Source organism: Bradyrhizobium sp. AZCC 1719 (assembly GCF_036924525.1).
In the GTDB taxonomy this organism is placed as follows: Bacteria; Pseudomonadota; Alphaproteobacteria; order Rhizobiales; family Xanthobacteraceae; genus Bradyrhizobium.
Window position 1 is genome coordinate 3,757,781 of the sequence record NZ_JAZHRU010000001.1, and the last position, 15,078, is coordinate 3,772,858.

The following is a 15,078-nucleotide window of genomic DNA, read 5'->3' on the forward strand; positions in this document are numbered from 1 at the left end:
CACTCCCGAAAGGCGCCCCGGATGACAATCACCGAGCAAGCCTCCTCCTCAGACAAGGAGGGGCTGCCGCGTGCAAATGGCTATTTTGCGCCACCGCCGCCGTCCTGGACCATCCCGATGCAGTGAGATGTTACGATGGTAGATCACCCTCTTCTGAACGTGCTGGCGAACTGGCCAGGCCGTGTTTCGACACAGCTTGCCTTTGAGGCGCGCGGCTTTTCGGTCCACAAGGCATGGCAGAATCGAATGATTGAGTTCTGCGGCGAACACCAAGTGGACTTGCTCAATCGATACTGGGATGAAGTCGCGTTGGAGACAATGCGGTGTGCGGGAAAGGTGCGTTCCGAGATGCGGTATTTTGGCATTGAACCAAAATACCGTTCTGCATTTTTGGACGAGCTCTTCGCGGCCAGGGATTTTCTTGAGCCTCCTTTTCAAGCTCCCCCGCTCATCAGATGCTTGTTTGAGCATCTCAAGAAAACCTGGTTTGATGCAGAGTTTGGAAATAGCGAAGCAGCCTTCATAGGGATGCAGAAGAAGCAGGAGAGCGAGCGTTTAGAAATTCAGACCGCGGGTTGGACAGGAAAGAAGCGGGACGTCCTTCCCTTCATTGATAAGTTTTGCTCAGCGCATGCATTCAAGCGCCGTCGTAACCTCTGGCATAAAAATCTGAGCTGCGGCCTTGTCTTCGAGGTCAGCACTGATCTCGGGGGGAGTCCCTATTGTACCCAGATGCCATTGATGTTTCGGATATTCCACGCGGACGATCCCGAATTTGCGTTTGAGTTGGGAGGGAATGAGCCGTTTGATCAGCTTGTTTACGGTAGTCGATTGTACGGGGGAGGTGGGGAAGCCAGCAAGTTTGTGCTGGGAGTTCGGGCCAACATCGAGCTGTTCGATGTGATCGCCGAATCCTTTGGGGCTTCTCAGTAAGCTTAGAATCGGAAGCAGTCTTGGCTTCCCGCAAATTGCTGCGAATCTCTGTACTTCCATTCATCTCCGTGGGGAGAGGTGGATTGCTTCGCTTCGCTCGCAATGACAGCGTGAAAGAAGCAGGCGCCGCCTCACTGCAGCGCCATCCCTGCGGTCGCGATTACCTTCGTCAGCTTCTCGTGATCGGCCTTCATCAGTGCGGCGAGATCGGCGAGCGGCATCGGCTTGCCCGGGATATTGGCAACCGCGAGTTGGCGCTGTACCCCCGGATTCTGTAGCGCCTTGTTGATGCCGTCGTTGATCTTGGCAACGATGTTATCCGGCGTGCCGGCCTGAACATAGATGCCGTACCAGGGCAGGTATGCGGCTTCCGGAAATCCGGCTTCGGCGATCGTCGGCACGTCGGGCAAATCGGCGACGCGTTTGTCGGTCATCACGGCCAGCGGCTTCACGCTGCCGGCCTTGATGTGCGGCAAGGCGAGCTCGAGCGAGACGATCTCGAAATGCATCAAGTTCGTCATCAGGTCGATCAGAGCCTGCGGCTGGCCTTTGTAGCCGACATTGGTCAGCTTGATACCAGCGGCCTGAAACAGCTTTTGCGCGCTCAGATCGATGGAGGAGCCGGTGCCGGGATTGCCGAAATTGAGTTCGCCCGGCTTCTTGCGCGCGATCTCGACGAATTCCTTGATGGTGCTGGCCGGCATCGTCGGATGGACCAGCGCGACGCTCTGATTCCAGACCGCGAGACCGACGCACTTGAGATCCTTCAGCGCGTCCCAGCCGGCGTCCTTGTAAAGCGTCGGGTTGACCAAAGCTGCGGGGCCGGTAACCAGCCAGGTGTAACCGTCGGGTTCGCTGCGCGCCACTGACGCGGTGCCGATGTTGCTATTGCCGCCCGGCCTTGCTTCGATGACCACGGTCTGTTTCCAGTCGCGGCCGACTTGCTCGGTCACCGCGCGCGCGACGATGTCGACGATGCCGCCGGCGGGGTAGGGCACGATGACGCGGATCGGACGGTTCGGATAATTGCTCTGCGCCTGCGCCGCGTTGCCGAGCAGCATGATTGCGCCCAAAGCAAAACCCAAGGCAATAATCACGGCAGGATTCACGGCAAAGCCCAGCACGGTTTTGATCCGGCTCATTCTTCCCTCCCCATGTTTGCCGCATCGTTCCCGCGATGCGCCGTGCCCCTCTAATGGGGGTATTCAGTCGTTGGCCACCAGCGAGCGAATGCTGCGCGCCAAGCCCAGCATGCGCGGCCCGCACTCACGCTCGATCTGTTCGGCGTTGAAGCGAAACGAGGGAATGCCGCAATTGACCGACAGGCAATCGCCCGACGGCGTGCGGTATAGCGGCGCGGCGACGCCAAAAATCTCGCGCCGCCATTCGCCGAGCGAAATCGCAAAGCCGCGCTCCTTGCAAAGCTCGATGTCCGGCAGCGTCCGCCTCTGGACATAATCGGCTTCTTCCGGGCGCTCGGCCTTCACCTTCGCCACGTAGGCGTCGAGTTCTTCCCCGGTGAAGAGCGAGAGCAGGGCGCGGCCGACGGCGGTGGGCGCCAGCGAACTGGCAAAGCCGACATCCGGCAGATGCGCCACGGCGTCGGTGGTGCGCAGCGTTTCGACATAGATGAAGTCGAGCCCGAACGGCATCGCAATCGAAACCGTGCCGCCGGTGTAGGCTGCGAAATCGCGCATCAGCGGGCGTGCCAACTGCCGCACCTTCAGCGCCGACAGCACCGGGTAGGCCGCGGCCAGAATGCCGAGCCCGAGCTGGAAGCGTCCCTTCGCATCGCGCTTGAGATAGCCGAGTTGCGCCAGTGTGTAGGTCAGCCGCGACACCGTCGGCCGCGACAGCCCGGTATGGAGCGCAAGCTCGGCGTTCGACAGCGAGCCCGCGCGGTTGCGGAATGCCGCCAGTACGTCGAGCCCATGCGCCAGCGTGGTCGCGAAGGAGGGATCGGCCTGATCCTCCGCAGTCCGGGATATCGAGGGATCGATACTGGAAATCGCCATGGCCGAAAGTTGGCCATGGTTCTCTAAGTCTGTCAATATATCGAAATGAATTTGCATATTGTGTCGATATACGATTAGCTTCCCGAAAAATTGGGAGGCGGCATGGATTTCGACCTTTCCGGGCGATCGGAAGACTGGCGGAAGAAACTTCAGGCGTTTTTCGACGGCGAAGTACTGCCGCGCCATCGCGGCTGGCTCGATCACACGGCCAAAGGCGAGCCCGCGCCCTTCATGGAGGACCTGCAGCGGAAGGCGCGTGCGGCGGGGCTATGGAATCTCGGGCTTCCCGAACTTGGGGAACACGAGCCCGGCACGCGTCTTTCCAACCTCGAATATGCGCCATTGGCTGAGATCATGGGCCGGCTGTTCTGGGCGCCTGAAGTGTTCAATTGCCAGGCGCCCGACGTGCCCAACATGATCGCGCTGCAGAATTGCGCGACGCCCGAGCAGAAGGCGCGCTGGCTGCAGCCGCTGCTGGAAGCCAGGACACGTTCGGCATTCGGCATGACCGAGCCGGACGTGGCTTCATCCGATGCGACCAACATCGCCACCCGCATGGTCAGGGATGGCGATGACTACGTCATCAACGGGCGGAAATGGTTCATCACCGGCGCGGCACATCCGAAATGCAGCTTCCTGATCGTGATGGGCGTGACCGATTCCGACGCTGACCGGACGCGGCGCCATTCCTGCATCATCGTGCCGATGGATACGCCAGGCGTTCGGCTGGTGCGCCGGCTGCGCTGGATGGGGTGTGAAGATCACGTCGCGCCGATCGGCGAGCTTTCGTTCGATAACGTGCGCGTGCCCCGCGCGAACCTGCTTGGCGCGGAAGGCGACGGCTTCAAGGTCGCGCAGATTCGTTTGGGGCCGGCACGCATCCATCATTGCATGCGCTCGATCGGGCTGTGCGAACTGCTGATCGAATTGATGATGGTGCGGTCATCCGAACGGTCCGCGTTCGGACGTACCGTGATGCAATACGACACCGTGCAGCGCTGGATCGCCGAATCCCGCGTCGAGCTCGAGCAGGCACGCCTGTTGACCTATCGTTGCGCATGGCGCCTCGATCAGGCCGGCCATCACGGCGCCTGGCGCGATGTGTCCTTGATCAAGGTTGCAGTGCCCGCGATGCTGCAGAAGATCGCCGACCGCGCCATGCAGGTGTTCGGCGCCATGGGCGGCTCCGACGACGCGCCGATCCATCAGGCGCTGGCCTGGGGACGCCTGCTGCGGATCGGTGACGGACCCGATGAAGTCCATCTGCGGCAGATCTTTCGCATGGAGCCGATGCCGCCCTGGTCGATTGCCAACTCGCCATATCTGTCCGCACATCCGTCCTGAGTGGCGGATACGTAACGGCGGCCGGTTCGAGGGAATCGAGTGTCGCTGACGCTATTCGAATTTCGACCTTCTGTTTCTTCTGCGTAGGGAGCACACAACAATGAGCCAACCAGCCACGATCGAAGCGCGCAAGGAGCCTCCCAAGGAAGCGTCCGCCTCCGTCATCGCGCAGCATGCGGCGACGCTGAAGGCGCTACCGTTCTCCGACACGCGTGATTTCGACGACGCCGCGCGCGGCTTCCTCGGCACGATCGAGAATGCGAAGATTACGTCGCCGCAGGGCAGGGTGGTCTGGAGCCTGGAGCCCTACGGCTTCCTGTCCGCGGAAGAAGCGCCGCCGACGGTCGATCCCAGCCTGTGGCGGCAGTCGCGGCTCAACATGCATCACGGCCTGTTCGAGGTGGTGCCCGGCGTCTACCAGGTGCGCGGGCTCGACATCGCCAACATGACGCTGATCGAGGGCGATAGCGGTGTGATCGTGGTGGATACGCTGACCTCGATCGAGGGCGCGCGGGCGGCGATGGAGCTCTACTTCCAACACCGCGGCAAGCGGCCCGTTGCGGCCGTGATCTTCACCCATACCCACACCGACCATTGGGGCGGCGCGCGCGGCGTACTCGACGATGCAACACCTACCGGCGACAGCGTGCCGATCATTGCGCCCAATCTGTTCATGGAGCATGCGGTTTCGGAAAACATCATTGCCGGCCCCGCCATGCTGCGGCGCGCGCAATATCAGTTCGGGCCGTTTCTTGCGAAAGGCGTGCGCGGGCAGGTCGATTGCGGACTTGGCAAGACCATGGCGGCGGGGGCGGTCGCGCTCGTCCGTCCGACCGACCTGATCATGGCGACCGGCGACCGGCGGACCATCGATGGGGTCGAATTCGAATTCCAGATGGCTCCGAACAGCGAAGCGCCGGCGGAGATGCATTTCTTCATACCGCGTTACAAGCTTCTCAACCTTGCGGAAAACTGCACGCATAATTTTCATAACCTGCTGCCGTTCCGCGGCGCCGACGTACGCGACGCTCTGGCCTGGTCAAAATATCTCGGCGAGGCCTTACAGATGTGGGGCGGCAAGGCGGATGCGATGTGCGGCCAGCACCATTGGCCGGTCTGGGGCCGGGAGCGGATCGACACCATGATCCGTCAGCAGCGCGACCTCTATAAATTCGCGCATGACCAGACCATCCGCCTGATGAACCATGGGCTGACCGCAGCCGAAATCGCCGAAACCATCCGCCTGCCGGCGAGCCTTGAGGGCGCCTGGCATGGCCGTGGCTATTACGGCCACATCAGGCATAACGTGAAGGCGATCTACCAAAAGTATCTCGGCTGGTACGATGCCAATCCCGTCAACCTCGATCCGCTGCCGCCGGTCGAAGCGGGCAAAAAATATGTCGAGTATATGGGCGGCGCGGACGCCGTCCTGACGCGCGCGCGCGAGGATTTTGCAAAGGGCCAATTCCGCTTCGTCGCGCAAGCCGTGAGCCATCTGGTGTTCGCCAATCCCGACAACCAGGCGGCGCGCGCGTTGCTCGCCGATACGTTCGAACAGCTCGGCTATGCCTCCGAAAGTTCGACCTGGCGCAATGCCTATCTGTTCGGCGCGCAGGAACTGCGGCAGGGCATGCCCAAGACGCCGCCGCGCGCCGCGATGCCACGTGAAACGTTGGCCGCGCTCCGCACCGAGCAGCTCTGGGACGTGCTCGGCGTGCGCCTCGACGGTCCCAAGGCCGAAGGCAAGCGCATCGTCCTGAACTGGAATTTCACCGATACCAGGGAGAGCTTCATCCTCAACCTGGAAAACTGCGCGTTGACCTATGTCGCCGGCGCAGAAGCCGCCGACGCCGACGCCAGCTTCACGCTGCCGCGCAGCGTGCTCGACGAAGTGATCGCCAAACTGACGACATTCCCGGAAGCAGTCGGCTCCGGCAAGATCAAGGTCAGCGGAAATCCGGTGCGGCTCGGCGAGTTGATGATGCTGATGGACGAATTCCCGCGGATGTTCGAGATCGTCGAACCGAAACGGACGACGGTCTCCTGACGTGATCGTGACCTTGTAGATTGTGGTGGGCAAAGGCGCTTCAGCGCCGTGCCCGCCACAACACGCACCGCTCGTTGACGGTGGGCACGCTTCGCTTTGCCCACCCTACGGTCGTCTTGCGACGACAAGGGGAGGCGTTATCGTTTCGCTACTCCGCGCTGCTCACGAGCTTGATGCGCGGCTCTTCCTCCATCAGGCCGCGATACGCAGCAAGATAGTCGAGGGCCATGCGGCGCGCCGTGAAACGGGCTTCGAACTGCCGGCGGATGGCGCCACGATCCAGCATGGATAGTCGATCGACCACGGCCACCGCGCTGGTTTCATCTTCCACCACGAAACCTGTGAGACCGGGGTCGATGATCTCCGCCACCGAGCCACGGTTGTAGGCGACCACCGGTGTGCCGCAGGCCATGGCCTCGATCATGACAAGGCCGAAGGGCTCCGGCCAGTCGATCGGCACCAGCAGCCCGATGGCGCCGCTGAGGAAGTCGGGCTTTTCGCGGTCGGTGATCTCACCGATGTATTCGACCAGCGGATTGGCCTTGATCAGCGGGGAAATCAGCTCGTCGTAGTAGTCCTGGTCGGCGCGATCGACCTTGGCCGCGATTTTCAGCGGGATGCCGCATCGGGTGGCGATGCTGATGGCGCGATCCACGCCCTTTTCCGGCGCGATCCGCCCGAGCACCGCCAAATAGGACGGCTGCACCGGCTGCGGTGTCAGCAGATGCTGCGGTAGCCCGTGGTGAATGGTGCGCACCCAATTGGCCTGCGGCACCGGCCGACGCTGCGCGTTGGAGATCGAGATCACCGGGACTTTGGAGAAGGTATTGAATACCGGTTGATGCTCCGGCAGGTCGAGCCTGCCGTGCAGGGTGGTCAGGAACGGCGTCGGCTGTCGGTAGAACAGCGAGAACGGATAGTAGTCGAGATGAAAGTGCAGAAAATCGAACTCTTCATCGTCGCATTTCTGCCGAACGCGTTCCAGCATCACCATGTGCAGCGCGTTGGGGTCGCGGACGGAGCCGTCGAGGCGCAACGCCTTCGGCCATGTCGCATCGAGTTTCGCCGAGGTGCGGGAATCCCCGCTGGCGAACAAAGTGACTTCGTGCCCTAACGTTACCAGTTCTTCGGTCAGCCAGTGCACCACCCGCTCGGTGCCGCCGTACAGTTTGGGGGGAACAGCCTCCGTCAGCGGGGCGACCTGCGCGATGCGCATCTTTCGTCTCCTGTTTCGAATGTTGGTTGGATAAATCCCTCAGCCCGCAGATCGGCACCGGCGTGCCGGAAGCTGGAACGTTCTTGCATCTGCGAAGTTCCCATCATTGGCGCATCTTGGTTCTTCCACACGACTGTCTTGCTGATGCCATCTGACACCAACAGATTTAAGGCGACTTCGATGCTGCAGAATTGTTGCGTGGTGATGGCTGCGCGCCAGCAAATCCGAAGCGGCACCGTTCACGACCTCGTGCGCGATGTGCGTTAGGGATTCCCTTTCACTCTCAACAGGTTTGCAGACGACATGGACAATCTTTCAGGGTATGTGCGGCGACCGCTTCCATTTGTCTTGCGCTATCTGCGCAGGCGCCGCGGAGCCCATGTGGTCATCGTGTCTGCCGTCGTTGCAGCGGTTGCCTGCTCGGTGGGCACGCAATATGGCGTGAAGAGTCTGGTCGACAGCCTGACCGCCGGTTCGTCGCACGCAAGTAGCGTATGGCTGGCATTCGCTTTTCTCATGTCGTTGATCGCGGCGGATAATCTGCTGTGGCGGGTCGCGAGCTGGACGGCGAGCTTCACCTTCGTCGGCGTTACCGGCGATCTTCGCCGTGACATGTTCCGCCACCTGACCGGTCACGCCCCCAGCTATTTCTCTGATCGGCTGCCGGGCATGCTGACCAGCCGTATCACCGCAACATCCAATGCCGTCTTCACCGTCGAAAACATGTTCGTCTGGAATGTGTTACCGCCGTGCATTGCGACCGTTTCGGCGATACTCCTTATAGGAACCGTCAGTCTTGCGATGTCTGCGGGCTTGATCATCATCGCGGGTATCATGCTGATGGCGATGTTTCACCTCGCCGCGGCGGGCAAGCCGCTGCATGATGACTTTGCCGACAAGGCGGCTGCGGTGGATGGTGAGATGGTCGACGTCATCAGCAATCTGCCGCTGGTCCGTGCGTTCTGCGGCCTCAGCTACGAACACGACCGTTTCGACGCCACCGTCGAACGGGAACTCGACGCCCGTGGGCGCAGCCTCCGCTATCTCGAGAAGCTGCGGCTGCTTCACGCCGTTGTGACCATTCTGCTGACGATCGCGCTGCTGGCGTGGGTCATCACGCTCTGGCAGCGAGGCGCGGCGACCACCGGCGATGTCGTGCTGGTATGTACGCTCGGGCTCTCGATCCTGAGCGCGACGCGCGACCTTGCGGTGGCGCTGGTTGACGTGACCCAGCATGTCGCCCGCCTGACGGAGGCGATCGCCACCTTGCTGCTGCCGCACGAATTGAAGGATCATCCCGAGGCCGAGCCGCTGATCCGCAGCGGCGCCGCCGTCGCCTTCAACAACGTCTCGTTCCACTATCCAGGCGGCGTTCAGGTGTTCGAGAAGTTCTCCTTGCGCATTCAGCCGGGACAACGGGTCGGGTTGGTCGGCCATTCCGGCGGCGGGAAATCCAGTCTGTTTGTGTTGCTGCAGCGGTTCTACGACGTCCAGCACGGCAGCATCATGATCGACGGCCAGGACATCTCACGGGTCACGCAGCAAAGCCTGCGCGAGGCGATCTCGGTCGTGCCGCAGGACATCTCGCTATTCCACCGCTCGATCATGGAGAATATCCGCTACGGACGTCCAAACGCGACCGACGACGAGGTGCTGCGCGCAGCGATCGCGGCGCGCTGCGATTTCATCGAGAATCTCCCCGAAGGCATGGCGACGATGGTTGGCGATCGCGGCATCAAGGTTTCCGGCGGGCAGCGGCAGCGGATCGCCATCGCGCGCGCCTTCCTGAAAGACGCGCCGATCCTGTTGCTGGACGAGGCAACCGCTGCGCTCGACAGCGAATCCGAAGAGGCGATCCGCGAGGCGTTGTCGCGGTTGATGCGAGGGCGCACCGTGATTGCCATCGCCCACCGTCTCGCCACCTTGCGCAATTTTGATCGTGTTGTGGTATTGCAGGGCGGGCGGATCATCGAGGACGGACCACCGGATATTCTCCTGCAGGGAAGGGGCCCTTACCGCGAATTGGTGGCGCGCGAAATGGGCCGTCTCGCCACCCACGCGGCCTGATCTGCGGCAGTAGCGTTTGCGTCCCGATGCGTCCATCACAACGCAAGGAAATCGCTTGAGGGGTCAAAATGACAGCCGAAGTCACCCAACTGATCACCGTTCAGGCTGCCGAACACGTCGCGGAGTCGCCATTCTACATACCGATGACGGGCCCGGCGACGCGGCCGCGCTGCTCGCTCAAGCACGATGATACCTTTATCGTGCTGGACAGCCATGGCGATATCGGCGCCTCCGCCGGCGGGCCCGACGGTCTGTTCAACGCCGATACACGTTACCTCGCCCGGCTGGAGATGGTGCTCGACGAAGTCCAGCCGCTGTTGCTCGGCTCCAATCTGCGCGACGATAATTCGGCGCTGACCGTCGATCTCACCAATTCCGACGTGTACCGCAACGGCAGGCTGGCGTTGCAGAAGGACACGCTACACATCGTTCGCTCGATTTTCCTGTGGCGCGGCACCGCCTACCAGCGCATCGCGCTGCAAAATCACGGCGACCGGCCGGCGAGCTTCGACCTGACGCTGCTGTTCGACAATGATTTCGCCGATTTGTTCGAGGTGCGCGGCGAGCGCCGGCCGCGCCGGGGCGTAGGTTCCAGCCGGTTGCTCGGTCCCGCCGATGTCATGCTGGAATACAGCGGGCTCGACGGTCAGGCCCGCATTACAGCGTTGCATTTCGAGCCGCGGCCGACGCGGCTCGCGGTCAATTCTGCAACCTATCATTTCGAGTTGGCGCCCAGGCAAGTGATTGCATTGTTCGTCGCGGTATCCTGCAACAAGCCGGCCATGCAGAAGCCGGTACCGTTCTATCGCGGCCTGCTGGCGCATCGCCGCGAGATGCGGCGGTCGACGGCCGGCGCAGCCAGCATCGAGACCTCGAACAATATCTTCAACGAGGTGCTGTGCCAGGCGATGGCCGATCTCAACATGCTGATGACGGATACGCCGCAGGGCAGATACCCCTATGCCGGCATCCCCTGGTATTCAACGACGTTTGGCCGCGACGGGCTGATCACCGCGCTGCAGATGTTGTGGGTCGATCCGCGCATTGCCAAGGGCGTGCTGCGGCGGCTGGCTCATTTTCAAGCCAAGGAGGTCGATCCGCTCGCCGATGCCGAACCTGGCAAGATTCTGCACGAAATGCGCGGCGGCGAGATGGCGGCGCTGCGCGAAGTGCCGTTCGCGCAATATTACGGCAGCGTCGACTCGACGTCGCTGTTCGTGCTGCTGGCCGGCCTCTATGTCGAGCGCACCGGCGACGAGGAAACGCTGGCCGAACTGTGGCCCGCGATCGAGGCGGCGTTGCGATGGATCGACGGGCCCGGCGACCCTGATCGCGACGGCTTCGTCGAGTACCAGCGCGCCACCGAGCAGGGGCTTGCCAACCAGGGCTGGAAGGATTCCTTCGACGCGATCTTCCACGCCGATGGACAACTCGCCGAGGGCTATATCGCGCTGGCGGAAGTTCAGGGATATGTATTTGCCGCCAAGCGGCTGGCGGCGCGCTGCGCCCGGCGGTTGGGATTGATCGAGCAGGCAGCAGAACTCGAATCCGCAGCCCTGCTGCTGGCCGAACGCTTCGAGGAGGCGTTCTGGTGCGAGGAGCTCGGCACCTACGCACTGGCGCTTGATGGCGCCAAGCGTCCGTGCAAGGTCCGAACATCCAATGCCGGCCAGCTTCTCTTCACCGGAATCGTTCGGACCGATCGTGCCCGTCTTGTTGCGGCCGATCTGATGAGCCAGAAATTCTTTTCGGGATGGGGCATCCGCACCGTTGCCTACGGCGAAGTTCGCTACAACCCGATGTCCTATCACGACGGGTCGATCTGGCCGCACGACAACGCGCTGATCGCGCTCGGGTTTGCGCGCTACGGCCTGAAGCATTCGGCGGCGCATCTGTTCAAGGGCCTGTTCGACGCTGCGAGCTACATGGACTTGCGGCGGCTGCCGGAATTGTTCTGCGGATTCCGGCGGGAGAAGCGGCGCGGACCGGTGCTTTATCCGGTAGCCTGTGCGCCGCAGGCCTGGGCCAGCGCGACGCCCTTTACCCTGCTGGAGGCGACGCTCGGTCTCGAATTCGATGCTGCGTGCGGCGAGATCCGTCTTCGTGATCCGCGCCTGCCGGAATTCCTCAACGAGGTGGTATTGCGCGATCTGCGGATCGGGCCCTCCAGCGTCGACTTGAGGGTCCGCCGCCACGGCGAGGTTGTGTCGCTCGAGGTATTGCGCACGCGCGGACAGATTCAGGTGTCGATCGTGTTGACGCACTAGCGGTCGTGCATTCCTAGCCATGCGTCTTCGGAGTTCAGGAGGCCATATGCGCGCCGGTATTGTCATCATATCGCTGATCGCCGGGCTAGCGATGAGCCTCCCGGTTTCGGCAGCAGAAGATAATGGACCGCCGGGAAGCCGTGCTGCTCCGGCCGATGCCGCGAAAGATGCGAAGGATCCCCCGAAAAAGGAACCGGCGCCTCCGCCGTCGGTCACTGTGATCGGCGCCCGCGACGCGCTCGGCATTCTGGGCCGCGAGGTCCGCAGTGCGGCCAACGAAAATATGGGGCGCATCGTCGACGTGATCGTGGACCGCGAGGGCACTGTGCGCGCCGCCGTCATCGATTTTGGCGGTTTTCTCGGTGTCGGCAGCCGAAAGATCGTCGTCGATTGGAGTGCGCTGCGTTTTGGCCGCGTTGCCAACAAGAGTGACAGCATCACGCTCGAACTGACCAAGGAACAGGTGATAGCGGCGCCGGAATACAAGCAGGACGCGCCGGTCATCGTGCTCGGTGCGGCCGGCCGCTTACAGCCGTGGGATTTCGACAAATAAAGGAGAAACGGTCTGATCGTGCGCCCGTCCCAGTCGCTCGATCCGATGAACGACGATCGCCATGGGCGATCCGCCGGCGGGGGTAATGTTGTGCCGGTGCCGCCCGCGTCCAGCGAGCGGCCCAAACCGTCGCGCGAGAGCCAGCGCGGTCTCGACTGGTTCATCTTCTTTCTCGCCGACGTGCAGACCGGATTCGGTCCGTTTATCGCGGTTTACCTCACCACGCAGAAATGGACGCAGGTTGAGATTGGCTTCGTGCTGTCGATCGGCGGAATCGTCGGCCTGCTCGGGCAGATGCCGGGCGGAGCCGTTGTCGATGCCGCCCGTTCCGAGCGGCTGGTGGCGGGGCTCGCTGTCGCCACCATCGGCTGCTGCGCGCTGGCCTACGCTTTGTGGCCGATCTTCCCGGTAGTGACTGCGGCCGCCATCTTGCATGCGCTTGCGAGCTGCGTGCTGGGTCCGGCAATCGCCGCGATCAGCCTCGGCCTGGTCGGGCCGTTTGCGATCGGGGAACGGCTCGGGCGCAATGCCCGTTTCGCGTCCCTGGGTAATGGTTCAGCGGCGGCGCTGATGGGCGCATCCGGCTATCTGTTGTCAAGCCAGTCGGTCTTCTTCGTCACCTTCTTTCTTGCAATCCCTACCCTGTTGGCGCTTGCCCGGATTCGCGGCCAGGAAATCAACGTGGCGCAGGCGCACGGTGCCTTGAGCGAGGACGGCGATGATACCAAGGCCGCCGACAAGGAGGCGACCAGTGTGCTTCATCTCCTTCGGCAGCGCCCGCTGCTGATCTTCGCCGGCGGCGTATTGCTGTTCCAACTTGCCAACGCCGCCATGCTGCCGCTGATGGCCGGCGTGGTCACGACGCGATCGGCTCAATGGGCGCCGGTGCTTATTGCGGCCTGCATCATCGTACCTCAAGCGATCGTCGCGTTGACCTCACCCTCGGTCGGGCGCAAGGCTCAAGCGTGGGGGAGGCGACCGCTGCTGCTCTTGGCGTTCGCTGCGCTGGCGATCCGCGGTTTGCTGTTTGCGGTGGTTCGCGATCCCTATGTTCTGGTCCTGGTGCAAGTGTTCGACGGCATTACCGCGGCCGTGCTCAGCGTGATGGTGCCGCTGATCGTGGCCGATGTCGCCTACGGCAGCGGCCACTTCAATCTGGCGCAGGGGATCGTCGGAACCGCGACCGGCATTGGTGCTTCGCTGAGCACGGTATTGGCAGGCTATATCAGCGATATCTTTGGCAGCAGCGTCGCGTTCATCGGGCTGGCGGGGATCGCAGCCCTTGGCTTGACGGTGATCTGGGCGTTCATGCCGGAGACCCGGCGGACTGAGGTTTAAGCGTGAGGCCGACGGTCAATAGCGCCGCGATGGCCAGCGACGCGCCGACGCCGGCGATGCAGGCGCTCCATCCGAACCGGTCGAACAACTGGCCCAGCACGGCGCTGCCGACGAGGCCACCGAGGAAATAGCAGGCAAGATAGGTTCCGCTGGCAATGCCGCGGTGGTCGCTGGCGGCCTGGCCGACGAAGCCGGTGGCGCAGGCCTGCGCAAAGAAGGTCCCGACGCCGACCAGTACCATGCCGGCCAATACTTGCGGCAGGTGGGAAGACAGCATCAAAGGCAATCCAATGGCTGCCACCGCCAGCGCCCCCCAGATCGCTGGCCGCGTGCCAAACCGGACGACAGCCCCGCCGGCAAACAGCGTCGTGACCACGGATGGCGCGAAGACGAAATAGACGAGGCCGAGGTCCATCCGTCCGAGCGCCAGCGGTTCGCGCACCAGCACGAAATTGACGAAGGTGAAGGTGCCGATAAAGGCGAACAGGATGCAAAAGCCGATGGCAAAGGCAGCGCGCAGCGCCGGGTTGCGCCAATGGCCGAGCGTTGCCGCGAACGGCGATTGCATCGAAGGCATCGCGTGCATCGGCTTGACACGATGGATGGTGAAATAAACCAGCACGGCGCCGGCGAGATTGAGCAGCGCGAAGAAATAGAAGTTTGAGGCCAGCCCGAGCGTGTCGACCACCGCCGCCGACACCAGCCGGCCGATCAGATTGCTTGCGACGTTGCCGGTGATATAGGCCGCGAACGCGCCTCCCGCATCCATCGAACTGCATTGCTCGCCGAGATGCGCCAGCGTCAACGCGAACGCCGAGGCCATGCAGAGGCCCTGGGCGATGCGAAGCGCCGTAAACGTCATGAGATCAGGCGCGATCGCCAGCAACGTGGTGGGGACCGCGAGCACGACCAGGCTGACGAGAATGCCGAGCCGGCGATCGATATGCGGGCTCAGGAAGCCGACAACGAGGCCGGCGACGGCCATGCCGATGGTGCTGGCATTGACTGCAATACCCATGGCGGCCGGCGTTACATTGTAGTGCCGGGTCAGCGAAGGAAGAATCGCCTGCGTCGCGAACAGATCCACCACGGTCAGGAACGCCGTGAGGCCAATGACCAGGGATCGTAGCGCTACGCCCGGTGAGTGACCATGCATTTCCATCGCTTGGGATTTCATCGGCGCGGACATGGCGGTCATGGCGCTTCTCAATATCTTATCGAGAAAGAAGGATGTGACGCCTGGGCGTGTGGGGCGACACGGGGACCCCAGGAAGTCACATCCGGCAACGAGACGTCGG

Annotated in this window: 11 protein-coding genes; 7 read left to right on the top strand and 4 right to left on the bottom strand. The window is 62.5% G+C overall.

All coding sequences use genetic code 11. The features are described from left to right. Window positions 1-135 precede the first annotated feature (135 nt). Window positions 136-933: a hypothetical protein gene (locus tag V1292_RS17555; RefSeq protein ID WP_334373979.1), complete on the top strand. Its 798-nt coding sequence runs from the start codon at window positions 136-138 to the stop codon at window positions 931-933. 131 nt (window positions 934-1,064) lie between these two features. Here V1292_RS17555 and V1292_RS17560 read toward each other — a convergent pair whose 3' ends face one another. Together V1292_RS17560 and V1292_RS17565 are read right to left on the bottom strand one after the other, a co-directional pair. Beyond that, window positions 1,065-2,075: a Bug family tripartite tricarboxylate transporter substrate binding protein gene (locus V1292_RS17560; RefSeq protein ID WP_334373980.1), complete on the bottom strand. Its 1,011-nt coding sequence runs from the start codon at window positions 2,073-2,075 to the stop codon at window positions 1,065-1,067. Between the two features lie 63 nt (window positions 2,076-2,138). Beyond that, entirely contained in the window at window positions 2,139-2,948 is an 810-nt protein-coding gene (locus V1292_RS17565) for an IclR family transcriptional regulator (RefSeq protein WP_334373981.1), read from the bottom strand. 102 nt (window positions 2,949-3,050) lie between these two features. On the opposite strand from V1292_RS17565, the gene V1292_RS17570 reads away from it, so the two are divergent. Together V1292_RS17570 and V1292_RS17575 are read left to right on the top strand one after the other, a co-directional pair. Beyond that, entirely contained in the window at window positions 3,051-4,292 is a 1,242-nt protein-coding gene (locus tag V1292_RS17570; RefSeq protein WP_334373982.1) for an acyl-CoA dehydrogenase family protein, read from the top strand. A gap of 100 nt (window positions 4,293-4,392) precedes the next feature. Then, on the top strand, window positions 4,393-6,339 hold the full coding sequence (locus tag V1292_RS17575; RefSeq protein ID WP_334373983.1) for an alkyl/aryl-sulfatase: 1,947 nt from the start codon (window positions 4,393-4,395) through the stop codon (window positions 6,337-6,339). A gap of 148 nt (window positions 6,340-6,487) precedes the next feature. Here the strand turns inward: V1292_RS17575 and V1292_RS17580 are convergent, their stop codons facing one another. After that, window positions 6,488-7,555, bottom strand: coding sequence for a glycosyltransferase family 4 protein (locus tag V1292_RS17580; RefSeq protein ID WP_334373984.1), 1,068 nt, complete (start codon window positions 7,553-7,555; stop codon window positions 6,488-6,490). Window positions 7,556-7,858: 303 nt separating this feature from the next. Here V1292_RS17580 and V1292_RS17585 point away from each other — a divergent pair, with 303 nt between their 5' ends. From V1292_RS17585 to V1292_RS17600, 4 genes are all read left to right on the top strand, one after another. Next, a complete protein-coding gene (locus V1292_RS17585; RefSeq protein WP_065748755.1) occupies window positions 7,859-9,622 on the top strand; it encodes an ABC transporter ATP-binding protein in 1,764 nt (587 codons plus the stop codon). Window positions 9,623-9,690: 68 nt separating this feature from the next. Beyond that, on the top strand, window positions 9,691-11,889 hold the full coding sequence (locus tag V1292_RS17590) for an amylo-alpha-1,6-glucosidase (RefSeq protein ID WP_334373985.1): 2,199 nt from the start codon (window positions 9,691-9,693) through the stop codon (window positions 11,887-11,889). Between the two features lie 46 nt (window positions 11,890-11,935). Then, window positions 11,936-12,442 (top strand): PRC-barrel domain-containing protein, encoded by a 507-nt coding sequence (locus V1292_RS17595; RefSeq protein WP_442895531.1) that lies wholly within the window; start codon window positions 11,936-11,938, stop codon window positions 12,440-12,442. Between the two features lie 45 nt (window positions 12,443-12,487). After that, on the top strand, window positions 12,488-13,780 hold the full coding sequence (locus V1292_RS17600; protein ID WP_442895618.1) for an MFS transporter: 1,293 nt from the start codon (window positions 12,488-12,490) through the stop codon (window positions 13,778-13,780). On the opposite strand, the gene V1292_RS17605 is transcribed toward V1292_RS17600, so the two are convergent. Continuing rightward, window positions 13,749-14,978 carry an MFS transporter gene (locus V1292_RS17605; protein ID WP_334373987.1) on the bottom strand — a complete coding sequence of 410 codons (1,230 nt, stop codon included), beginning with the start codon at window positions 14,976-14,978 and terminating at the stop codon, window positions 13,749-13,751. The genes V1292_RS17600 and V1292_RS17605 overlap by 32 nt on opposite strands. Between the last annotated feature and the right edge of the window lie 100 nt (window positions 14,979-15,078).